Annotated in this window: 12 protein-coding genes and 7 pseudogenes; 14 read left to right on the plus strand and 5 right to left on the minus strand. The window is 66.6% G+C overall.

What is annotated here, in order from left to right; translation table 11 throughout:
• Positions 1–113: 113 nt before the first annotated feature.
• Positions 114–1,330, plus strand: a pseudogene (locus tag G205_RS04360) (MFS transporter).
• Between the two features lie 54 nt (positions 1,331–1,384).
• On the opposite strand, the gene iolB reads toward G205_RS04360, so the two are convergent.
• Positions 1,385–2,278, minus strand: coding sequence for a 5-deoxy-glucuronate isomerase (iolB, locus tag G205_RS04365; protein ID WP_009356908.1), 894 nt, complete (start codon positions 2,276–2,278; stop codon positions 1,385–1,387).
• A gap of 19 nt (positions 2,279–2,297) precedes the next feature.
• Positions 2,298–3,037, minus strand: a pseudogene (locus tag G205_RS04370) (GntR family transcriptional regulator).
• A 217-nt stretch (positions 3,038–3,254) separates the two neighbouring features.
• Here G205_RS04370 and G205_RS04375 point away from each other — a divergent pair.
• Positions 3,255–4,388 carry an LOG family protein gene (locus G205_RS04375; RefSeq protein ID WP_009356909.1) on the plus strand — a complete coding sequence of 378 codons (1,134 nt, stop codon included), beginning with the start codon at positions 3,255–3,257 and terminating at the stop codon, positions 4,386–4,388.
• A gap of 19 nt (positions 4,389–4,407) precedes the next feature.
• On the opposite strand, the gene G205_RS04380 is transcribed toward G205_RS04375, so the two are convergent.
• Positions 4,408–5,322, minus strand: coding sequence for a matrixin family metalloprotease (locus tag G205_RS04380; RefSeq protein ID WP_009356910.1), 915 nt, complete (start codon positions 5,320–5,322; stop codon positions 4,408–4,410).
• Between the two features lie 31 nt (positions 5,323–5,353).
• Positions 5,354–6,541 carry a VIT1/CCC1 transporter family protein gene (locus tag G205_RS04385; RefSeq protein WP_009356911.1) on the minus strand — a complete coding sequence of 396 codons (1,188 nt, stop codon included), beginning with the start codon at positions 6,539–6,541 and terminating at the stop codon, positions 5,354–5,356.
• Between the two features lie 254 nt (positions 6,542–6,795).
• Here G205_RS04385 and G205_RS04390 point away from each other — a divergent pair, with 254 nt between their 5' ends.
• On the plus strand, positions 6,796–7,023 hold the full coding sequence (locus G205_RS04390; protein ID WP_009356912.1) for a hypothetical protein: 228 nt from the start codon (positions 6,796–6,798) through the stop codon (positions 7,021–7,023).
• 71 nt (positions 7,024–7,094) lie between these two features.
• Here G205_RS04390 and G205_RS04395 read toward each other — a convergent pair.
• A pseudogene (locus G205_RS04395) lies at positions 7,095–8,614 on the minus strand (sodium:solute symporter family protein).
• A 219-nt stretch (positions 8,615–8,833) separates the two neighbouring features.
• Between G205_RS04395 and G205_RS04400 the strand changes: the two are divergent.
• From G205_RS04400 to G205_RS04450, 11 genes and pseudogenes are all read left to right on the plus strand, one after another.
• Complete coding sequence (locus G205_RS04400) at positions 8,834–9,454, plus strand: cupin domain-containing protein (RefSeq protein ID WP_052014036.1); 621 nt, start codon at positions 8,834–8,836, stop codon at positions 9,452–9,454.
• Between the two features lie 283 nt (positions 9,455–9,737).
• A complete protein-coding gene (speB, locus tag G205_RS04405; RefSeq protein WP_009356914.1) occupies positions 9,738–10,802 on the plus strand; it encodes an agmatinase in 1,065 nt (354 codons plus the stop codon).
• Between the two features lie 4 nt (positions 10,803–10,806).
• A complete protein-coding gene (locus G205_RS04410) occupies positions 10,807–12,501 on the plus strand; it encodes a thiamine pyrophosphate-binding protein (protein WP_009356915.1) in 1,695 nt (564 codons plus the stop codon).
• A 137-nt stretch (positions 12,502–12,638) separates the two neighbouring features.
• Positions 12,639–13,127, plus strand: coding sequence for a MarR family winged helix-turn-helix transcriptional regulator (locus tag G205_RS04415; RefSeq protein ID WP_009356916.1), 489 nt, complete (start codon positions 12,639–12,641; stop codon positions 13,125–13,127).
• 55 nt (positions 13,128–13,182) lie between these two features.
• Positions 13,183–14,703 (plus strand): annotated as a pseudogene (locus tag G205_RS04420) (MFS transporter); the annotation flags it as partial.
• Positions 14,704–14,885: 182 nt separating this feature from the next.
• Positions 14,886–16,618, plus strand: a pseudogene (locus tag G205_RS04425) (ABC transporter ATP-binding protein).
• A pseudogene (locus G205_RS04430) lies at positions 16,615–18,678 on the plus strand (ABC transporter ATP-binding protein). Before G205_RS04425 ends, G205_RS04430 begins: the two co-directional pseudogenes overlap by 4 nt.
• 71 nt (positions 18,679–18,749) lie before the next feature.
• Positions 18,750–19,166: an acyl-CoA thioesterase gene (locus G205_RS04435; protein WP_035752058.1), complete on the plus strand. Its 417-nt coding sequence runs from the start codon at positions 18,750–18,752 to the stop codon at positions 19,164–19,166.
• 63 nt (positions 19,167–19,229) lie between these two features.
• Positions 19,230–19,487, plus strand: a complete 258-nt coding sequence (locus tag G205_RS04440) for a PLDc N-terminal domain-containing protein (RefSeq protein WP_009356919.1) — start codon at positions 19,230–19,232, stop codon at positions 19,485–19,487.
• Positions 19,488–19,581: 94 nt separating this feature from the next.
• Positions 19,582–21,812 (plus strand): annotated as a pseudogene (locus G205_RS04445) (McrB family protein).
• Positions 21,799–23,079 (plus strand): 5-methylcytosine restriction system specificity protein McrC, encoded by a 1,281-nt coding sequence (locus G205_RS04450; protein ID WP_009356920.1) that lies wholly within the window; start codon positions 21,799–21,801, stop codon positions 23,077–23,079. Before G205_RS04445 ends, G205_RS04450 begins: the two are co-directional and overlap by 14 nt.
• Positions 23,080–23,082 lie beyond the last annotated feature (3 nt).

Consider the following 23,082-nt stretch of genomic DNA (forward strand, 5'->3'; position numbering starts at 1 on the left):
GGATACGGAAATAGTTGCTTGCGCGGGATATTTGCATGTGCAACAATAAATCCCGCGCCTGCAACTATTCTAGGCGCGTTCCCCCGACACGTACAGCTCAAAGGAGCGTCCGCATGCCTCTCGGCCTTCTAGCCCTAGCCCTCGGCGGCTTTGGGATCGGTCTCACCGAATTCGTCATCATGGGCCTGCTGCCCGAGGTGGCAGCAGATTTCGGCGTCAGCGAAGCTTCCGCCGGCTGGTTTATTTCCGGCTATGCGCTGGCTGTGGTTGTGGGAGCCCTCGGGCTGACCGCCGCTGTGACGCGCCTCGACCGCAAGCCCGTGCTCGCCGCCCTGCTGGTCCTGTTCATTGCCGGCAACCTGCTGTCCGCCACTGCCGCCGACTACTGGCCCATGATGCTTGGCCGGGTCATCGCGGCACTCGCGCACGGAGCCTTCTTCGGCATCGGAGCCGTGGTGGCGGCCGATATGGTGGTTCCCAGCAAGAAGGCAGGCGCCATCGCCCTCATGTTCACCGGCCTGACGCCGCCAATGTCCTGGGTGTGCCCTTCGGAACCCTGCTGGGACAGGCTGCTGGGTGGCGCGCCACGTTCTGGGCCATCGCCGTCATAGGACTGGCGGCACTGGCCGGAATCCTGTTCCTGGTGCCGAAGGCTGCCGGAGCCGAGGCCGAGGCGGGCGGGCTGCGCCGCGAGCTGGCGGCTTTCCGCTCCCGCCAGGTCTGGCTCTCCATCATCGTGACCATCCTCGGCTTCGGCGGCATGTTCGGTGCCTTCACCTACATCGCCTATACGCTCACGGAAGTATCCGGCTTCGCCGCCACTGCCGTTCCCTGGCTTCTGATCCTCTTCGGCGTCGGGCTGTTCGCCGGCAACACCCTTGGCGGCAAAGCTGCAGACCGTAATGTGGACCGCACCCTGCTGGTGGTGCTCGCAGCCCTCTTCGTGGTCCTGGTGGTCTTCGCGCTGACGGCGGGCAGCCAGGCGCTGACCATCGCCTCACTGCTGCTGATGGGCGGCTTCGGATTCGCCACGGTGCCCGGCCTGCAGATGCGCGTGATGAAGTACGCCAGCAACGCTCCCACCCTGGCCTCCGGCGCCAACATCGGTGCCTTCAACGTGGGCAACGCCCTGGGCGCATGGCTCGGCGGCGTCACCATCACGGCAGGACTGGGCTACACGTCACCGATCTGGGCGGGTGCCGGCATCACCCTACTGGGCCTGGGCCTGGCAGTCATGGCCTGCGCGGCGGCAGCCGCGAAGCAGACCCAGGCTCGTGCCGAGGTCCCCGCACCCGTACCCGTGAAGGAAGCGGAGCCCTCCCCGGTCTGAGTTTTTGGCCAGAGGGATGTCAGCGCCCGGCCTATCCCGGCGGCGGCAGGTGTGTCAGCCGCCGAACGGCAGGCGCGGGTCGATGTCCTGGTTGTCCCAGCTTTGGCGGACCCAGCCGTGGTGCGGGTCGTCGCTGATCAGCCACTCGCGCACCGGGCCAGGCCCCGCCATGACGTTGAGGTAGTACAGGTCGTAGCCGGGTGCAGCCATCGCGGGGCCGTGCCAGCCGTAGGGGACCAGGACCACGTCGCCGGTGCGGACTTCTGCCGAAACGTCGATGGGCCGTTCATCCGAGGCGTAGACGCGCTGGTAGCCGATGGCATCGGCGTCCTCCGGTGCTGCAGCTCCGGCAGCCACCTGGGTCTCGAAGTAGTAGATCTCCTCGAGGCGCGTCTCGCCCTCTTTCTCCTCGTCATGCTTGTGCGGCGGGTAGGAGGACCAGTTGCCGGCAGGGGTGAGGACCTCGCACACGATGAAACGGTCCGCCTCCAGCGCGGCGGGCGTGCCGAAGTTGTGGACCTGGCGGGAGCAATTTCCTGCACCGCGCAGCTCTACGGGAGTCTCGGCGGCCGTCACCAGGCGGGTGGGGTAGGAGTTCCTGGCGGGCGCGGTGGCAACGGCCACACGCCCGCCGGCGGCGGAACTGATGGACACTGCCCTGCCGGTTCCCGAGTACAGGACGTCGCTGGGGCCGGAAAAGACGGAGGCGCGGCCGCCAAGTTCATAGCCGGTTCCGTCGACCGTTACGGTGAAGGATCCCTGAAGCGGCACTACGATGCGTTCCTCATCCGCGGCGGGAAGGACGACGTCGGACCCTGCGGCGAGGGTGGCGACCTTCAGTCCCGTGTGTGCCCAGCCGTCCACGGTGAGGGAGGAATCGGAGGTGCCGATCGAGACGTCCCACTTGCCGTCGGCGGCGGTGCCAAGGGGGTAGACCCAGTTGGTCATGGAGTGTGCTCCTTGCGGGTTAGCGCTGTACGAGTGTCATTTCAAAGCTGTAGGAATCGGCGCGGTACACGTGCTGGCCCGTTTCCACCCGGCGTCCGGTGTCGTCAACCGCTGTGCGCTCCATGGTCACGAGGGCCGATCCTTCCACGGTTTCGAGCATGGAGGCCTGGTATTCGTTGGCGGTCATGGCCCCGATCCGCTGCGTGGCTAGCCGGAAGTTGACGCCGCCGCGGCGGAGGATGGAGTAAAGGCCTCGGAGGAGAGCATGGCCTGGTCCATCTCCGCGATGTCATCACGGACCCAGTTCTCCATCAGGGCCAGGGGTTTGCCGCCAACCTTCCGCAGCCGGGTGAAGTGGTAGACCTTCGATCCTTCCGGAAGCTGGAGTGTTGCGAGGATGGCGTCGTCCGCCTCGATGTGGGAAAAACTCAGGACGTCTGTGGTGGGTTTCTTGCCGTTGTTGGTGAGGTCGTCATACAGGCTGGACAGCTCCAGTGGACGGCGCACCTGGCTGGATACCACCTGGGTTCCCACTCCGCGCTTGCGGACCAGCAGGCCGGAGCGGACAAGCTCATCCATGGCTTTGCGCATGGTGGGGCGGGACAGGTTCAGCTGGGCCGCGAGGTCGATCTCATTGTCCAGCCGGCTTCCCGGCTCAAGGACACCGCTGTAGATCGCGGCCTCGATGCCCTGCACCACCTGGTGGTAGAGGGGTACGGGGGAGGATCGGTCGATATTGAGACCCAGCTTGTTCGCCACGTTTCGTTCCTGTTCTACAGTGCGGTTCCAGCCTGCCCCGTAAGGTGTTTCGGCCGCTTTGCCGCCATATGTTCTCTTGATAGGACATACTTTCTTCCCTGATCGTAGCAGGCGCGATAGCAGGGTCAAGGGTGGCAGCGGCCGGGGCAGCGGTCTCGGGCGCTGCTTTGTGGGTGGCCTACGCTGTGGGGATAAGCAGTGGAAGGTGGCGGTGCGCATGAATCTGTCCGGGAACCTTGGACCCAATCCCCACAGCCTGGAGGTGGAGGACCTCGAAAGCTTTGACCGGCTGGTGTCCGCCGGCGCGGTGCACCTGCAGGGCTGGCATGCGCAGTCCCTGGACCTGCGGGGCAGGTCCGCTGTCCTGGACGGGCTGGATGTGGCGGGCGCCCTGTTTATGGGCTGCACATTTGACGACGGCGTGGAGGACGGCCTGCGGCGGCGCGGGGCGCTGATCTTTCCCCGTCTTGCGGGGGTGCCTTTCAATCCGTACCGTTCCACGCTGTACACGCCCGGGGAGCTCTATGCGGGCCTCGCGGAAGCGCGCTACGAGGACCTGCCCGATGCCCGGATCTACCAGTGGAGCATCCAGCCCGGGCTGCGGCACCGGGTGGACGCGACGCTTGCCTCTGCCTTGCACGACCATGCCATTGGCGACGCGCTGGAAGAACTGGCAGCATCCCCTCCCTGGTCAGGGCGCCGCATGGTGGGCGTCATGGGCGGGCACGCGGCACAGCGTGGCAGCGAGGACTACGCGGCGGCGGCAAGGCTCGGCAGGCTGTTGGCACAGAACGGATTCTCCGTTGCCACCGGCGGGGGACCGGGCGCCATGGAGGCGGCCAACCTTGGCGCCTACCTCAGCCAGGCGGACGACGGCGCGCTCCCGGCTGCGCTGGACATGCTCGCCGCCGTTCCCGGTTTCCGTCCCTCGGTCTCGGCGTGGGCACGCGCGGCGGCGGCCGTCGTCGAACGCTATCCGGGCGGAACGCCGTCACTGGGAATCCCCACCTGGTTCTACGGCCATGAGCCGCCCAACTATTTCGCCACCGCCATTGCCAAGTACTTTGCCAACGCCATCCGCGAAGCAATCCTGCTGGAACTGTGCCAGGGCGGCATCGTCTTCCTGCCCGGAGCGGCAGGCACCATCCAGGAGATTTTCCAGGACGCATGCGAGAACTACTACGGGGCCAGGGAAAAGGTCACGCCGATGGTCCTGGTGGGCAGGCGCCATTGGGAACACGAGTATCCGGCGTGGCCCCTGTTGCGGACCATGGCGGCAGGCCGGGCGATGGAGGAGCGGATATTCCTGGTGGACACGGTGGACGACGCCGTGGCGCTCCTGCGGGGCTAGCCGCGCCAAGTCCCGCTGCTCAGAGGTCCTTCCGGCACTGCGCCTTGCCTAACTCGTAAAGGCCGTTGAGGTCACCGGCGGACAGCCCCTCCGGTGTGCCGATTTCCGGGTACATCAGCTGCCGGGGATCCTCCACATGGTCAAGGCCCATGACATGGCTCAGCTCGTGCAGGATCACGGCGGTTGCGTAGAGGTGGCCGTCCGGATTCAGCAGTTCGTTGGCCATCTGCGGCGCATCCAGGTCCAGCCCGCCGGTGACGAACGTCTTGGGTCCGCCGTCGTAGCTGAAATGGGTGCTGCCGCCGGTGCCGATCACCTTTCCCGCGAGCTGCGGGGCCACCTCGGGCGTGGTCCAGGCGATGAGCAGCGGCGCCCAGCGCTCGCCGTAGGCGTCAGGCTGGTAGGGCGGCCGCTGCGGCGAGGGCTGCTCTCCCGTGGTGCCGTCATAGATGAATGAAATCCCGGTTGCTGCCGAGATGGTGGCGATGGCGTCAGGGACAAGCTGCTCCGAGCCGGCCGGGGCAAGATCCGCATTGACCACGTAGTGGAGCGGACGGCAGGGTGAATACCCCACGGGGCTGCCGTCTCCGTTGACGGCCAGGAAACGGTAGGAGTCGCTGCCGACGGCGGGCGGGACGGGGGTACCCAGCGGGGAATCTGCTTCCTCATGGCCCGGGGGAGGAGTGCCAACGCGGGCTTCGGCAGGTTGTGGCGCACCGGCGTCGCCGGACGGGTTGCCGCCTTCCCTCGGCTTGGCTTGCTGATTGCCGGGGCCGATCCGGACGTCCAGGAGATGCTTGACCCGGGGATCGTCCAGCGCCAGCGCGCCGCCGAACACTGCCGCCAGCAGGAGTGCCCCGGCCAGCACGGACCGGTATCCCAGCCCCGTGCGGGGTGCGTCGCCGGCGTGGCGCGGCGGACGGGACTCTGTCATAGGGTCCGCGCCCAGGCCGCGATGCCTGCCATCAACCCACCACGGTGCCGAAGACAAGCCCCAGCAGGTAGGTGATGGCGGCTGCTCCCAGCCCGATGCCGAGCTGGCGCAGTCCCCGGGTCAGGGGGGACGTGCCGGAGAGCAGGCCCACGATGCCGCCGGTGCCCAGCAGGGCGAGGCCCACCAGGACGCCGGCCACCACCAGGGCCGCCACCCCGGTCAGGCCGAAGATGAACGGCAGGATGGGGACGATCGCGCCGGAGGCGAAGAAGCAGAAGCTGGACAGCGCGGCGCCCCACGCGGTGCCGACGGCCTCGTGCTGGTCCTCGTCCTCGGGCAGTTCCGGCTGCAGCGACAGGCTCGGATCGCAGTCGCAGGACAACAGCCCCATGCGTTCCTGGACGCGGTGCTCGGCCGCTTCATGGGACATACCCCGGGCCAGGTAGACCAGGAGGAGTTCGTTGTGCTCGATATCCAGTTTGGGGGCGGCGGCCAGGGTGACCTGGGTGGGCCGGGTGGCAGCCAGCAGCTCGCGCTGGGAACGGACCGAGATGAATTCCCCGGCGCCCATGGACATGGCTCCCGCGAGCAGGCCTGCGATGCCGCTGAGCAGCACCACGCTGCTGGCAACCCCGGAGGCGGCCATACCCATCACCAGGGAGAGGTTGCTGACCAGTCCGTCATTGGCGCCGAAAACGGCGGCGCGGAAACTTCCGGCGAGGCGGTTGCGCCCGCGCGTCGCCAGGCCGCGGACCACTTCCTCGTGGATCTGCTCGTCGGCGGCCATGGCATCGGTGGCGTTGGGATCCTTTGCGTACGGGGATCGGCCCTCGGCCCGCTGGGCAAGTGCCAGCACGAACACCGAGCCGAAATGCCGGGCCAGGAAGCCGACGAACCGGCTGCGGAACGAGGCCTGCGTGGCCTTGCCCGCCTGGTCGCCCAGCAGTGCCAGCCAGTGGGCCTCATGCCGGCCCTCGGCCTCGGCCAGTGCCAGGAGGATCTCGCGTTCCTCGCCCTCCCGGTTCTGCGCCAGGTCGCGGTAGACGGCCGCTTCGGCGCGTTCGTCAGCAAGGTACTGGCGCCACCGTTTGATGTCCGCAGCCGAGGGTTCCCTCTGGGCACCCTGCTGCCGTGCCGGGCCCGACCCGGAGGCCGGCATGGCGGCAGCGGAGGGTACGGGGGAGGGGCGGGGTGGGTTCGGCTGGGCGTGCTGTGACACGGAAACTCCTGGGCTGGACAGGGCATGGTGCGGCCCCATTGCAGAGCCCAGCTTACTGCGAATATCCGGGGTTTTTTGGCCGGTAAACCTCGCTGGAAGGTTTCGGTCCGCCTCAATCCGAACCGGTTCCGCAGGCCCGCGAAGGGCTCCGCAGGACTATTGACCCGCCTGCCGCGCGGTGTTGTGATGAAGGTGTGGCGCAGCCAGCGCCCTCACGAAAAGAGCACGTCAGGCGAACAAACGGAGGTTGGATTATGAGCACCACCGGACAGCACCCGGACATGCCGCACCTGGACGCCGTCGAAGCGGACCCCGCCTACGACTACGCCGAGGATGCACCGGTAGATGAGGACGACTGGGATGCAGAGGACGAATTCCTGGACGAGGAGGAGCCGGTGGTCCAGGCGCCTCCGGTCATCATCGACGCCGAGGATCGGCCCGTTCCGTTGGACGACCCTGACGAGGTCCGCGAAACCGAATAACGACTGACGACGGCGGCGCCTCCCTTCGCTGGATTGCGAAAGGAGGCGCCGCGTCGTGCGTGGCTAATGGGTCAGGGGGCGGTGACAGCCTCGGCCGGGGCTTCCTCCGACTCCTGCCCGGAGACCCGGCGCTGCCAGTTGCGCATCACCTGCGGGTCGGTGGGCGGGGTGGCGAGCGAGACAGCGATGTAGACAACGGCGGAGGCGATCAGGCCGTAGTAGATGGGCTCGTTGGCGTAGATGCCGTCCAGCGGTGCCTTGGCATTGATTTCCAGGATGATCATGGTGCCCAGCGTCACCACAGAGCCGGCTGCCATGGAGGCGGCTGCGGCGATGCCGGTGCCGCGCTTCCAGACCAGGCCGCCGAGGATCGCCACGAGAAGGCCGCCCACCAGGATGTCGTAGGCGATGGTCAGGGCTGCCACAACGTCCTTGGTGATGATGGCAATGACAATCGCGATGATGCCCAGCGTAAGGACCCAGATGCGGTTGGCCTTGACGTCGTGTTCCGGGTTGTCCGTGTCCTCGGTGTTGATGTCCTTGCCGAACCAGCTGGCCACGAACGGCAGGACGTCGGCCCGGGCCACGGTGGCGGCGGCGATCAGTGCACCGGAGGCGGTGGACATCATGGCGGCAACCGCGGCGGCCAGGACCAGGCCGCCGATGCCGACGGGCAGCAGGTTCTGGGCCACTTCCGCGTAGACGTCGTCCTTGGCAGCGATCTCGATGTTGGACAGGGCAACGCTGGCGGCCATGCCGATGAGGGCGCCGGCAACGCCATAGAGGATGCAGTAGATGCCGGCGGTTGCTCCGCCCCAGCGCGCCACGCCGGGGGTCTTGGCGGTGAAGACGCGCTGCCAGATGTCCTGGCCGATGAGCAGGCCCAGGGTGTAGACCACGAAGTAGGTGATGATCGTCTGCAGGCCGATGCCGTCGATCTGGAAGAAGCTCTCGTCCACGCGGCTGCGGATCCCGTCAAGGCCTCCGGCGGCATTCATCGTGAAGGGCAGCATCAGGAAGAAGATGCCCACGGTCTTGATGACGAACTGCACCTGGTCAGCCAGCGTGATGGACCACATGCCGCCCACCGTGGAGTAGACCAGGACGATGGCGCCGCCGATGGCAATGGCGAGTGCCCGGTCCAGGCCGAACAGCACCACGAAAATGGTGGCGTAGGCACCGGTGGAGGTGGCGCACAGCATCAGCGTGTAGGCGAGCATGACGATGCCGGAGCTTCCGTCGCCCGGCTGCCGTACCGCAGCGTGAGCATCTGGGAGACCGTGTAGATCTTCAGCTTCTGGATGGTTCCGGCGAACAGGAGGCTCAGGAGCAGAACGCCCGCGCCGATGGCGACCACCAGCCACATGCCGGAGATGCCGAACTTGTAGCCCAGCCCCACACCGCCCACCGTTGAGGCTCCGCCCAGGACGACGGCGGCCATGGTGCCTGTGTAGAGGAACGGTCCGAGGCGGCGGCCTGCCACCAGGAAGTCGCTGTTGTTCTTGGTGCGGGACTTGCCCCACCAGCCGAAGGCCAGCATTGCGAGCAGGTACACCACCACGATGGCGATGTTGATGACACTTACGTCCATGTTGGGTTCCTTGGAGCTGTTCGGCAGCCGTGGCTGTATCCGGAAGGGGACGGCCGGAGCCGCTGCTGAAAATTGGCGGGAGGGGGTTCCCGTAATTGCCTGAGAGGCAACGAATGTTTTCCAAAGGTTAGGCTGTGACGGCAGTAACAGTCAAGGGCGGAGCCTTGGGCCGACGGCTGGCGCGCCTTGGAGGCGTCACAGTGGAGACCGGCCATTAGTATTGCTCCAGAGTGGGCCGGGGCTGCCGGCAATGAAAGGTTCGTACATGAAGCACTGCCAGTTGAGCCGAGCAACGTTCCCGTTGCCATCGGGTCCAGGATCCGGGCCGCCCGGCAGTCCCAGCGGCTAACCATCGAGCAGGTTGCCGACGCGACGGGGCTGACCAAGGGGTTCCTCAGCCGCGTTGAGCGTGACCTTACGTCCCCGTCCGTTGCCTCCCTGGTCACCCTGTGCCAGGTGCTGTCCATCTCCATCGGGGACCTTTTCGCCGCACCGGAAACCCATTTGACCAAGCGCAATGACGGCCCGCGGATTTCCTTGGGCGGCCAGGGCATCGTGGAGCGCCTGCTGACCGCCCGCTCGGAACGGCGCCTGCAGATCATCCAGGCCTGCATTGAGCCGCACGGCCGCGGCGAGTCGGAGCTTTACGCCGTGGACTGCGACGTGGATGTGCTTCACGTGATCAAAGGCAGCATCCGGCTGATCCTCACGAACGAACAGTATGACCTTGAGGCCGGAGATACGGTGACTTTCCCGGGCCGTGAACCGCACACCTGGATCAACCCCACCGACAAGCCGGTTGAGGTGCTCTGGGTGCTGGTTCCGGCGGCGAGCCGCTAGCCCCTTCCGCGCGTTCCTTCCCGTAGCCACGCGGGCCCGCCGCGTCACGTGAGGCAGCCTTTTGCCGCAAGCCTCCCTGCGGATTCCTGAAATCACGCGCTTCGGCCTGTCTGTGGCTACCAAAAGCATGCCGCGCGTGACGTTGCCCCCCTTTGTTGCGCGTGCCGTCCTGGAGTGCGTCGCGTCAAAGGCCGCTTCGGTAAACACTTGATGCGCATAGGAAAACCGAGGTGTATGATGGCAGTCACATCAGTTACACGACTCCTTGAAGGAGAGGCCTCCCATGGAAGAGCTGCGCATCGAAGCCAACGGCAACCTTGGACCCATCGACTCATCCCGCATTCCCCGTTACGCCGGCGCCGCCACCTATGCACGCCTTCCCCGGCTGGACCAGGTAGCCAAAGCCGACGTGACGGTGGTGGGCGTCCCCTTCGACTCCGGCGTCTCCTACCGGCCGGGCGCGCGCTTCGGCGCCAACCATATCCGCGAGGCAAGCCGCCTGCTCCGTCCGTACAACCCGGCCTGGGACGTCAGCCCCTTCGAAAATGTCCAGGTGGCAGACGCCGGCGACATGGCGGTCAACCCCTTCAACATCAACGAGGCCATCGAGACCGTCCAGCAGAATGCGCTGGACCTCACGGCGACCGGCAGCAAGCTGGTAACCCTCGGCGGTGACCACACCATCGCGCTGCCCCTGCTCCGCGCCGCGGCTGAGCGGGCCGGCGAACCCATTGCCATGCTGCACTTCGACGCCCACCTGGACACCTGGGACACCTACTTCGGCGCCGAGTACACCCACGGCACGCCGTTCCGCCGCGCCGTCGAGGAGGGCATCCTGGACACCGAGGCCATCAGCCACATCGGCACCCGCGGCCCGCTTTACGGCAAGAAGGACCTCGACGACGACCACCGCTTCGGTTTCGGCATCGTCACCTCCGCGGACGTCTACTACCAGGGTGTCCTGGAGACCGTGGCCAAGGTGCGGGACAGGATCGGCAGCCGCCCCCTGTACATCTCAGTGGACATTGACGTCCTTGATCCCGCGCACGCGCCGGGCACGGGCACCCCCGAGGCCGGCGGCATCACCAGCCGGGAACTGCTGGAGATCATCCGCGGCTTCCGCGGCATGAACCTGGTGGGCGCCGATGTTGTGGAGGTGGCCCCCGCCTACGACCACGCGGAGATCACCGGCGTCGCCGCCAGCCACGTCGCCTACGAACTGGTGACCCTGATGGCAGACAAGGCGGTGCCCGGCGACCGGTTCGGCGCGGCCACCGGCTATGCTGCCCAGGCGCTGGGACAGGACATCCGCCGGCCGGCGGGCTTCGCGGCCGCCGGCAAGGAGTAGGGCCATGATCGATTTCGACCCGGGAACAACAGCCCCCACCAAGGGAACCGGTGCCCGCAACGGAGGGGACCTCGTCGTCGAGACGCTGGAGGCGCTGGGCGCGAAGACCGTCTTCGGCATTCCCGGCCAGCATGCGCTTGGCCTCTTCGACGCCATGGGCCGGGGCAACCTGCAGTTCGTCTCCTCCCGGGTGGAGAACAACAGCGCCTTCGCGGCGGACGGGTATTCCCGTGCGACCGGTGAGGTGGGGGTCCTGTTCCTCTCCACCGGGCCCGGTGCGCTGACCTCGCTGGCCGGCCTGCAGGAGGCCTATGCAACGGGCGTCCCGATGGTGGTGGTGGCGAGCCAGATCCCGCTCGAAGGGCTGGGTGCCCGCCGCAAGGGCATGCTGCACCAGCTCGATGACCAGAAGGCCTCGGCGGCGAACGTCACCAAGAGCCAGCGGCTGATCCAGCATGCTTCCGGCATCCCGTCCGCCATCCAGGACGCCTGGACCGAGGCGATCTCCTCGCCGCAGGGGCCGGTCTGGATCGAGATCCCGCAGAACGTGCTGCTGGACCCGATCATGGTCCCGCCGGTGGAAGACGCCCTGGCTGAAGCCGCGGACAACCCTCCCCGGGTGGAGCTGGTCCGCGAGGCGGTGAAGTGGCTGGAAGCGGCCGAACGTCCGGCGATCATCGCAGGCGGCGGAACCCGCCGTGGACGTGCCGAAAAATCGCTGCTGTCCATCGCGGAGAAACTGCGCGCGCCGGTGATCTGCACCCCCGGCGGGAACGGCGCATTCCCGTGGAACCACGAGCTGTCCCTGCAGTCCTGGATCGAGGACCGCCACATGACGGACCTGCTTGAGGATGCGGACGTGCTGGTGGTCATCGGCTCGTCGCTGGGCGAGGTCACGTCCAACTACTTCACCTTCGAACCGCGCGGCAGGATCATCCAGATCGACGCCGAACCCCGCGTGCTGGAGTCCAACCGCCCCGGCCTGGGCATCCGTGCCGACGCCGGCCAGGCGCTCGCCGCCCTGGACGAAGCGCTGAGTCCGGAGAGGGCAGTGGAACCGGGCTGGCACGGGGTGCCGCCTGAGGAGCTGGTCAAGGAATCACTGGCTAAGGTCAAAGCCCGGCTGGAGTCGCAGGACCTGGGCAAAGAGCTGAAATTCATGGCCGATATCCGCGAGGCGGTGCCGGCGGACATGCAGACGTTCTGGGACATGACCATCGCGGCGTACTGGGCCTGGTCCTGCTGGGATGCGCGGGAAGGGCAGTTCCATTCCGCGCAGGGTGCCGGCGGCCTGGGCTACGGTTTTCCCGCGGCAATCGGCGCGGCGGTGGGACTGGAAACGCTCGGCAAGCCGGGGCGGGTCCTGGCCGTGTCCGGCGACGGGTCCTCGATGTACTCCATCTCCGAGCTCGCCACGGCCCGGCAGCACAACGTGCCGGTCACCTGGCTGATAGTGGACGACGGCGGCTACGGCATCCTGCGCGAATACATGGTGGGCGCCTTTGGCAAGGCCACCGCCACTGAGCTGGCCCGCCCCGACTTCGTCAAGCTCGCCGAAGCCTTCGGCGTACCAGCAATCAGGGTGGCCCCCGAGGATGTGGGGGACGCGCTCAGGGCGGGCTTTGCCGCCGACGGGCCGAACGTCGTCGTGGTTGAAACCCTCCTCAAGATGTTCGCGCCCACCCACCTGGACGGCTGACCAGAAACAGAACCGGCACCAGACCCCGGCTCCATCACGGAGCCGGGGTTTTTCTTGTCTCAGAAGCAGATAGTTTCCTAAAGCAATCAATTTCGTATATAGTTGCTTCAGGCAAACAAGTAAGGAGTGCCTGGGTCATGGCAGTAGCACCGGACACGGCAGCAGACCTCGTCTACCAGATCTTCGACCTGCAACGCGCCGTCCGCTGCATCGCCGCGGCCGGTGTCCGCGGCCAGGACACGGGAGTGGCCCTCCAGGGCGTCCTGCGCTTCGTGGGGGAGGGGGAGTCCCGGGCCACGAAGCTCGCGGAACGGCTGGGCGTCAGTGCCCCCGTGCTCAGCCGCCACATCGCCGACCTCGAGGAGCAGGGCCTGGTGGTCCGGCGGCAGGATCCGGAGGACGGCCGCGCCCAGCTGGTGGCCCTCACACCGGCCGGAAAGGACAAGCTGCGGCAGATCGAGGAGCAGCGGACCGCAATCCTGCAGGACTACCTGCGTGACTGGAGCGAGGCGGACGCCGGCAACACGGCGAAAACCCTGCACAAGCTCACCGAATCACTCAAGAAATCAGCCCGGGCAACGGCGGCCGGCATCCCATCAACTCCAGAGGAGCAGAAACATGGTTAGCCAAGCCGCAGCCCCCGCCCACACCGCCGCCACGCCACCTGTGGCAGCGCCGGAGATGTCACACCGCCAGATCATGGAGGCCCTCACCGGGCTCCTGGCAGCCTTCTTCACCGCCATCCTCAGCAGCACCATCGTGGCCAACGCGCTGCCCACCATCATGTCCGACCTGCACGGCACCCAGACCGACTTCGCCTGGGTGATCACCGCCGCCCTGCTGGCCAACGCCGCCACCACACCCATCTGGGGCAAGCTCGCCGACCTGTTCAACAAGAAGGTCCTGGTCCAGCTCAGCATCGTCATCTTCGTCGCAGGGTCGGTCATGGCCGGACTCTCCGAAACCATCCCGCTGCTGCTGGGTGCCCGGGTGATCCAGGGTATTGCCATGGGCGGCCTCACGGCCCTGGCCCAGGCCATTATCGGCACCATGATTCCGCCCCGGAACAGGGGCAAGTACTCCGGCTACATGGGAGCCGTCATGGCCGTGGGAACCGCGGGCGGTCCTCTCCTGGGCGGCTTCATCGTGGACAGCCCGCTGGGCTGGCGCTGGACATTCTTCGTGTGCGTGCCGCTCGCCGTCGTCGCCCTCATCCTGCTGCAGGTCACCCTCAAGATCCAGCACGTCCGGCGCCCGGCGAAGATCGACTGGCTGGGATCGATCCTGCTGACCACGGGCGTGAGCCTGCTCCTGATCTGGGTGTCCTTCGCGGGCAACCCCGACTACTACGACTGGATCTCCTGGCAGTCCGCCCTGATGGTGGGAGGCGGCGTCCTCCTCCTGGCGCTGCTGGTGCTGGTGGAGTCCAAGGTGGAACAGCCCATCATTCCGCTGAAGATCATCTCCGAACGCACAACGGCGCTGGCCATCCTGGCCTCCGTGGCAGTGGGCGTGGCCATGTTCGGATCCTCCACCTTCCTGGGCCAGTACTTCCAGGTGGCCCGCGGCGCCACGCCCACCGAGGCAGGCCTGCTCACCCTGCCCATGATTGCCGGCAACCTTGCCGGCTCCGTGGCCTCGGGGCTCCTGATCACCCGGACGGGAAAGTGGAAGGGCTACCTGATTGCCGGTTCCGTCCTGCTGATCGGCGGGCTGGGGCTGTCCGGCACCATGGACCACACCACCGAACTGTGGCACGCAGGCGTCTTCACCGCAGTCCTGGGCCTCGGCCTGGGGATGCTGATGCAGAACCTCGTCCTGGCTGTGCAGAACACCGTCCGAGCCTCCGACATCGGAAGCGCCAGCGCCTCGGTGGCCTTCTTCCGCTCGGTGGGCGGCGCCATCGGCGTCTCGGTCCTGGGTGCCGTCCTCGCCAACAGGGTCAGCGAACTGGCCACCCGGGGAATGGCCGCCGCCGGAATCCCCGTCCAGGGCGGCAGCGCCGGCAGCAGCCTGGACCTGGCACACATGCCCGAACCGGTCCGCGAGATCATGCGTGCCGCGTACGGTGATGCCACGGCAGAGGTGTTCCTGATTTCCGCCGCGGTTGCCGCGGTGGCACTGGTAGCAGTCCTCTTCATCAAGGAAAAGCCGCTGCGCCGCACCGTGGACATCCAGCCTGCAGTGGAGGCGGAAAGTACGACGCCGGAACTTGCCCCAGCGGCCAGGTAACCTGCCGCGGTACTCCCCGCGGATGATCTTCTGTACGGTTTGTTCCCCGCCGGGGAGGAGTTTCGTAGAGTGAGAAGGCTAAGGATGTCAGCCCCGGCTGCTACTACTTAACCCCTCTTCTTACCGAACTTTATCCCTAAGGATCCGCGGGCATGCTCCTCACCCTCATACGGAGGTTTTCCAGGCCGTACACGCCCTACCTGGTGGCGGTCATCGCCTTCCAGCTTGCCTCCACCATTGCCGCGCTCTATCTTCCCAGCCTCAACGCGCAGATCATTGACGAAGGGGTGTCCCGCGGGGACACGGACTTCATCTGGCGCACCGGCATGGTGATGCTGCTGGTGGCGTTCGTCCAGGTGGGGACCGCCATCGCCGGCGTGTACTTCGGCTCCAAGACAGCCATGGCCCTGGGCCGGGACCTGCGCCGCGCCGTGTTCCGAAAGGTCACCAGCTTCTCGGCCAAGGACGTTAACGCCTTCGGCGCACCCACGCTGATCACCCGCGGCACCAATGACGTCCAGCAGGTGCAGATGCTGATGCTGATGGCCCTGAACTTCATGGTGGCCACGCCCATCATGTGCATTGGCGGCATCATCATGGCCCTGCGCGAGGACCTCAACCTGTCCTGGCTGGTGTGGGTTTCGGTGCCGCTCCTCACTGTGGTGGTGGGGTACCTGGTGGTCCGGCTGATGCCGCTGTTCCGTTCGATGCAGAAGAAAATCGACCGCATCAACGCGGTCCTCCGCGAGCAGATCATCGGCATCCGGGTGGTGCGGGCCTTTGTCCGGGAACCGTACGAGACGGAGAGGTTCGGCGAGGCCAACCGGGAGCTCACCGATGTGTCGCTGAAGATCGGCGCCCTGTTCGTGCTGATGTTTCCTGCCATCAGCATGATCCTGCACCTGTCCACCGCCGCGGTGCTGTGGTTCGGGGGCCAGCGGGTGGACTCCGGCGACATGCAGGTGGGTGCGCTGACTGCCTTCCTGCAGTACCTGCTGCAGATCCTGGTAGCCGTCATGATGGGCACCTTCATGGCCATGATGATCCCGCGCGCCTCGGTCTGCGCCGACCGCATCGGCGAGGTCCTCGCCGTCGAACCTTCCATCCATGATCCCGAACAGCCAAAGGCTCCGGCCGCGCTGGCCGGGGTGGTGGAATACCGCAACGTCACTTTCGCCTACCCGGGCGCCGAGTCGCCGGTCCTGAGCAACATCAGCTTCACCGCGAGGCCCGGCCAGACCGTGGCCATCATCGGATCCACGGGTGCGGGCAAAACCTCTCTGCTCTCGCTCCTGCCCCGCCTCTACGACCCCGTCGAGGGCGAGGTGCTCCTGGACGGTGTCCCGGTCAGCAGGCTGGACCGGGCGGAAATCACCAAGCGGGTGGCCCTGGTGCCGCAGCGGCCCTACCTCTTCTCCGGCACCATCGAGCACAACCTGCGGTTCGGGAAGTCAGAGGCCACGGACCGGGAACTCTGGGACGCGCTGCGGGTAGCCCAGGGCGAATCGTTCGTCCGGGACAAGAAGAACGGCCTGGACGCCAGGATCGCCCAGGGCGGAACCAACGTTTCCGGCGGCCAGCGGCAGCGGCTCTGCATCGCCCGGGCACTGGTCACCAAGCCGCGGGTATACCTGTTTGACGACTCGTTCTCCGCCCTCGACGTCGCCACCGACGCCGCCTGCGCGCCGCCTTGAAGCAGACCACCGCGGACGCCACGGTCATCATCGTGGCCCAGCGGGTGTCCACCATCACCGAGGCAGACCAGATCCTGGTGCTGGACAATGGCCGGATCGTGGACCGTGGAACCCATGAGGAACTGCTGGAAACATCACCCACCTACCAGGAAATTGTTGAATCGCAGCTGAGCGTGGAGGAAATGGCATGAGCCCCCGCAAGAAGGACTCCACGTCCATCAAAGAAACGCCAGGACCGGCTGCATCCGCCCCCGGTGCGGGGGTGCTGCAGGACGACGACTTCGTGGAGGAGGAGTACAAGCCCTCCGAGGCCGACGGCGACATGTTCGGCGGGATGCCCGCCAAGAAGGCAGAGCACTTCTGGCCGTCAGCAAAGCGGCTGATGGGGTTGCTGAAACCCGAGGCGCTGGGCATCTACGTGGTGGTGGGCATGGTGATCGTCGCCGTCGTGCTCAACGTCATCGCCCCCAAGATCCTGGGCCAGGCGATGGACGTCATCTTCGCCGGCGTGGTGGGCAAGCAGCTTCCCGCCGGCGTCAGCAAGGAACAGTTCGTGGACGGGCTGCGCCAGCAGGGCCAGGACAATTTCGCGGACATGGTCGCCCGGATGGAACTGGTGCCCGGTGCCGGCATCGACTTCGACAAGCTGACCATGCTCATCGCCGTCGTCCTGCTGATGTACTTCGTGGCGAACATCTTCCTTTGGCTGCAGGGCTACGTGCTGAACCGCATCGTCATGAAGGTGATCCGCCGGCTTCGCGACGACACCGAAAAGAAGCTCAACCGCCTGCCGCTGAACTATTTCGACACCCGCCAGCGCGGCGACGTCCTGTCCCGGGTAACCAACGACATCGACAACATCCAGCAGGCGCTCCAGCAGGCCTTCGCCCAGCTGATCAATTCCGTCCTCACCGTGCTGGGCATCGTGATCATGATGTTCATCGTGTCCTGGCAGCTGGCCCTGATCGCGCTCATCGCACTGCCCCTCTCCGGCGTTGCCGCCGGCATGATCGGGGTGCGCAGCCAGAAGCTGTTCGCTGCGCAGTGGAAGAACACCGGCACGCTCAACGGCCAGATCGAGGAGTCGTTCTCCGGGCACGACCTGGTGCGGGTCTTCGGCCGGGACGCGGACATGCTGGAGCGGTTCGAGGAACGCAACGAGGCCCTGTACAAGGCCAGCTTCGGCGCCCAGTTCGTGTCCGGCATCATCTTCCGGTGATGCAGTTCGTTTCCTACCTCAGCTACGTGGCATCGCGGTGGTGGGTGGCCTGCGGGTTGCCTCCGGGTCGATGTCGCTGGGCGACGCCACCGCGTTCATCCAGTACTCCCGAGAGTTCACCCAGCCGCTGGGCCAGATGGCCGGGATGGCCAACATGCTCCAGTCCGGCGTGGCCTCCGCGGAACGAGCATTCGAATTCCTGGACGCGGACGAGCAGGACCCGGAGACCCCCACCGAACACCTGCCCGCCAAGACCGACGGCACGTGGAATTCCGGAACGTCACGTTCAGCTACACCGAGGACCGGAAGCTCATCGAGAACCTGTCCTTCACCGCGGAGCCCGGAAACACGGTGGCCATCGTGGGGCCAACCGGTGCCGGAAAGACCACCCTGGTCAACCTGGTGATGCGGTTCTATGAGCTGAACTCCGGCTCCATCACCCTGGACGGAGTGGACATCACCCACCTCAGCCGTTCCGAGCTGCGCTCCAAGGTGGGCATGGTGCTGCAGGACGCGTGGCTGTTCGGCGGGTCCATCTACGACAACATCCGCTACGGCAACCTGGACGCCACGGAGGAAGAGATCATGGCCGCTGCCAGGGCCACGTTCGTGGACCGCTTTGTGCGTGCCCTGCCCGAGGGCTACAACACCGTCATCGACGAGGAAGGCAACAACGTCAGCGCCGGCGAGAAGCAGCTGATCACCATTGCCAGGGCGTTCGTGGCCAACCCCTCCCTGCTCATCCTCGATGAAGCCACGAGCTCCGTGGACACCCGTACCGAGCTCCTGGTGCAGAAGGCCATGGCGGCCCTCCGTTCGGACCGGACCAGCTTCGTCATCGCGCACCGGCTTTCCACCATCCGGGATGCCGATACCATCCTGGTGATGGAAGACGGCAAGATCGTGGAGCAGGGGAACCACAAGGTGCTCCTTGCCGCCGAAGGCGCCTACCACCGGCTGTACATGTCCCAGTTCGCTGGGGCGGACGCCGGCGAGGTGCCGGAAGACGATTCGACGGCGGTACACAGCTGAGCGCGCAGGAAGGCCACGTGGGGCAGGACAACAGCAGGAACGGTAATGAGCGGATCGAGGTCCTGGTACCGATGCGCTGGGGCGACATGGATGCCTACGGGCACATCAACAACGTGCAGATCGTCCGGATGCTGGAGGAAGCCAGGATCGGTGCCTTCGGCCCGCCGAAGGGTGCGGGGCTGCCGGGCATCGAGCCCAAGGTTTCGCTGTTCAACGCCGTCCCGGACGGCACCATGGCCCTGGTGGTGGACCACAAGATCCGCTACGTGCGGACCCTCGAGTACCGGAACGTCCCCGCAGTGGTGCAGGTGTGGATCGGCTCCGTCAAGGGTGCCAGCTTCGACATCCACTACCTCATCCAGGACCCCGTCACGGGGGAGGACTGCGTGAAGGCCAGCAGCCACCTGGCGTTTGTGGATGAGGCCACCGGCAGGGTGCAGCGGCTGACGCCCGAGCAAAAGGACAGAATGGCCCCCTACAGGCACTAAGCCTCTGGACAACACTCCAGCGGGCAGACTGGACTGGAACCACCCGAGCGAAAGGAAACCCAGATGGCCAAGAACAAGACCAGCCCCGCCAGGAAGAAGAAGACCTGGAAGGAGATGTCCCCGTCGGCAAAGGCGGGCACCATCATTGTGGGCATCGCCCAGATGTCGCTGCTGGTGGCAGCGCAGCGGGACATCTCTCGGCGGCCCGCCGCCCAGATCAACGGACCGAAAGCCGCATGGCGGGCCGCGTCCTTCATCAATTTCATCGGGCCCATGGGCTACTTCATCTTTGGCCGCAAGCGGCTGCCCGGGGCCAAGTAGCCAAGCGGCAGGAGGCGGGGTGCCGGTGGTTCCGGCCAGCAGTATTGCGTAGGCGTGGAGCGGCCGTCCAGCTTCACCCTGTAAATTTGGATCCATGACCCCCGCCTCCACTGCTGCCATGACCCGCGCCCCCGGCATCTCCCGGGAAATCGAGGACGCGGCCTGGTTCGTCCTCGGCCCCGGGCTGCAGGGCAAGCCGTCGGCGCTGGACGGGCGGACCCTGACCTGGACCTCGGAGGCGGCGGCGGAGCTGGCGGAGAGGCTGGAGCGCGGCGCGCCGGACCCCAAGGCGCCCATGATGACCAACCTCCGGCAAAACCTCGACGGCGCGTCCCGGGAAGCCAAGCAGCTGGCAGTCGAACTGCTCTTCCTGCAGTCCCTGCCGCTGGCCCACGAGGTGAAGTCGCTGAAGGTCAAGCGCGCCCGCGTGGCAGAGGCTGCGTCATGGCTGGAGCCTCCCCTTGAGCTGCCCGAAGAGCTCTACCAGGGCATGACGGACCACGGCGTCATCAGGGACCGGACAGCGGAGTTCAACTGGACCATCTGGGACCACCTGAAATGGCTGTGCCGTTTCGTGCAGCACGTGGACCAGCAGCCGCCCACCAGCATCACCGCGGCGCTGCTGGACCCGCTGAAGTTCCATGCCCTGGCGGCCGGCACCCCGGACGACCAGCCCGCCATCCGCCGCAGCATCGAATTCCTGGCCTGGCCCAGCTACTTCGAGCCCGTGGTGGCCGACGTCGAGCGGCAGGAAATCCGGGATGCTTTCGCTTCGCTGGTGGGCGGGGCAAAGGGCGACAGCGAAGAGGACATCACCGCCGATATCCACCGCATCCGCCTGCACCTCGACGAGCAGGCAGGACAGCGCATCGACTGGTACGCCCGGCAGCTGGTCAGCCAATGGCGCAAGGTGGGCGACCCCGGGCACCGGGCCTGGCTGCTGCGGACCCACGGCGACAACACCGAACTGCTCACCGCCTGGCAGGGCGAGGAGAAGGTGACGCTCGACGTCGAACACCTCCGGCTGCTGGACCCCGGCGTCACCGCCGGAGTGGTGCAGCACGCGGTGGACGAGGATTACAAACACCTTGGCTATGTGGAACGCGAGGACACCAAGACGGCCGTCTTCGCCTTCCTGACCGTCATGAAACCGGGCGACCTGGTCCTGTACCAGCACGCCGGCGCCGTGCGGCTGGGCGGCGTGCTGGGCGAACCCGACTACAACGACGACAACCGGCGGCTGCGCCGCAAGGTCCGCTGGTTTGACGAGGGGCACGCTACGGCGAGCCTGCCCCGCCACGTCCAGCGCCAGCTGGCCACCGCGGGCATCGTGGTCGACGTGACCCGCGTGATGCCGGCCCTGCAGGCCCTCCTGCCGCCGGAAGCCGAAACGGAACCGGACAGCGACACGGAAGGCGCCGCCGTCGTACCTCCGGTCCAGGAAGCTTCCGCCGGCTGACCCCCGAATTCGCCGACTCGCTGCACATGGGGCTGGAACCCCTGCAGGAGATCGCGGACCTGCTGGAGGAGAACCGGCAGCTGGTCCTCTACGGCCCGCCCGGCACCGGAAAAACGTACCTGGCCAAGCACCTCGCCGCGGAGCTGGCCGACGACACCACCGACGAACGGGTCAAACTGGTGCAGTTCCACCCGTCCTACGCCTACGAGGACTTCTTCGAGGGCTACCGGCCGGACAAGACAGACGACGGCCAGGTGTCCTTCAAGCTGGTGGCCGGACCGCTGCGGCGCCTCGCGGAGGAGGCCGCCAAGCCCGGCAACGAAAAGAAGCCCTACTTCCTGATCATCGATGAGATGAACCGGGCCAACCTGGCCAAGGTGTTCGGCGAGCTGTACTTCCTGCTGGAGTACCGGGACGACCGCATCTACCTGCAGTACAGCCCCAACGAGCCGTTCACGCTGCCGGACAACCTCTACATCATCGGCACCATGAACACCGCGGACCGTTCCATCGCGATGATGGACGCAGCCATCCGCCGTCGGTTCTCCTTCATCGAACTGCACCCGCAGACCGAACCGGTCAAGGGCTCGCTGCTCCGGTTCCTGCAGGCCCGGCAGCTGGATACCACCCCGGCGCTGCTGCTGGATGCCCTGAACAGTGCCATCGACGAGTGGGACCGTGACCTGATGATCGGCCCGTCCTACTTCATGAAGCCGGCGGCCCAGACTCCCGCCGGGCTGCGCCGGATCTGGAAGTACGAGCTGATGCCGCTGCTGGAGGAGCACTACCACGGCCAGCTCACCCGGGCGCAGCTGGAAGAGCGCTTCGGGCTGGACCAGCTGCTGGGACGCCTTGCAGCAGGGTAGCCGCGCAGCATCACGGCGGCATCTGGTCCTGGACGAACTGTCCCGGGGCATCGTGGAACGTCTGGACCCTGCCAGCGCCTCGTTCGTGAATTCGAGCGGCCTGGCGAAGGCCTCTCCCATGGGCATGGGCCTGTACCGGATCGAACCGGTGGGCAAGGTGGGCTCGGTCCGCACGCCCACGGTCCAGCTGGATGTGCGGCCCAAGGACCGGCTGGGGCTCAGCCGGCTCCTGTTCCTGCTCAGCTACGCGGCTGACCAGGGTTTCCGGCCTGACACCGTTGCCGCCGCCGAGGAGGGCGGGCTGTGGAGCGCGTTGGCCGAGTCGCTCGCACAGCTGGCGGAGCGAGCCCTGGGCCGCGGCGTGCTGCAGGGCTACCTGACAGTGGACGAGTCGCTGCGGACCGTCAAGGGCCGGATCCGGATTTCGGACCAGATCTCGCGGCGGCCGGGCATGCTGGTGCCCCTTGAAGTTTCCTATGACGAGTTCACCGAGGACATCGCCGAGAACCGGATCCTGCGCGCCGCACTTGAGCGGATGGGGCAGGTTCCGGGGGTCCGCCCGGAGGTGCTGAGCCGGCTCCGCCAGCTGAAGGGAAAGCTCGACGACGTCACACGGCTTGCCGCCGGCGCCCCGCTGCCGCCGTGGAAACCCACCCGGATGAACCTGCGCTACCACGCGGTGCTCCGGCTCGCCGAAGTGATCCTGCGCAACGCATCGGCAGAAGCGGGCGAGGGCGGGCAGCAGACGGCCTCGTTCGTGGTGGACATGGCCCGGGTGTTCGAGGACTTCGTCGGCGCAGCCCTGCGGGCGGCCATGGCGGAATACCCGGGGGAGCTGCGGCTGCGGTACAACGCGCTGCTGAGCGAGGCCGTGCGGGACACGGACAGGCTGCAGGTCCGTCCGGACGCCGTGCACCTGCTGGGCGGACGGCCGGTGGTGGTCTACAACGCCAAGTACAAGGCGGCTTCGGATGCCGGCGCCTCGCTGACGGCCGACCACTACCAGATGCTTGCACACTGCACCGCCCTGGCCGTGCCCACCGCCTGGCTGGTCTACGCGGGTGCGGGGGAGATGAAGCTCCGCCGGATCCTCAACACGGACATCGACATCGTGGAGTTTCCGCTGGACCTTTCCCTGCCACCGTCGGACATCCTGGCCTCCGTCCGGGAGCTGGCCCGGCAGTCCTGGGGAGAAGTGGTCCGGCAGCATTCGGCGGTTGAGCCTGTCGAAACCACCACGGGTTTCGACAAGCTCAACCAACGGTGATTG

Source organism: Arthrobacter nitrophenolicus, assembly GCF_000332815.1.
Classification (GTDB): domain Bacteria; phylum Actinomycetota; class Actinomycetes; order Actinomycetales; family Micrococcaceae; genus Arthrobacter; species Arthrobacter nitrophenolicus.

Bases quoted from the DNA above. Each gene is read 5' to 3' on its own strand.
- G205_RS04415 (WP_009356916.1), top strand. From the start codon at position 12,639: ATGGCAGTAGCACCGGACACGGCAGCAGACCTCGTCTACCAGATCTTC.
- G205_RS04375 (WP_009356909.1), top strand. From the start codon at position 3,255: ATGAATCTGTCCGGGAACCTTGGACCCAATCCCCACAGCCTGGAGGTG.
- G205_RS04440 (WP_009356919.1), top strand. From the start codon at position 19,230: ATGGCCAAGAACAAGACCAGCCCCGCCAGGAAGAAGAAGACCTGGAAG.
- iolB (WP_009356908.1), bottom strand. From the start codon at position 2,278: ATGACCAACTGGGTCTACCCCCTTGGCACCGCCGCCGACGGCAAGTGG.
- speB (WP_009356914.1), top strand. From the start codon at position 9,738: ATGGAAGAGCTGCGCATCGAAGCCAACGGCAACCTTGGACCCATCGAC.
- G205_RS04410 (WP_009356915.1), top strand. From the start codon at position 10,807: ATGATCGATTTCGACCCGGGAACAACAGCCCCCACCAAGGGAACCGGT.
- G205_RS04380 (WP_009356910.1), bottom strand. From the start codon at position 5,322: ATGACAGAGTCCCGTCCGCCGCGCCACGCCGGCGACGCACCCCGCACG.
- G205_RS04435 (WP_035752058.1), top strand. From the start codon at position 18,750: ATGCGCTGGGGCGACATGGATGCCTACGGGCACATCAACAACGTGCAG.
- G205_RS04390 (WP_009356912.1), top strand. From the start codon at position 6,796: ATGAGCACCACCGGACAGCACCCGGACATGCCGCACCTGGACGCCGTC.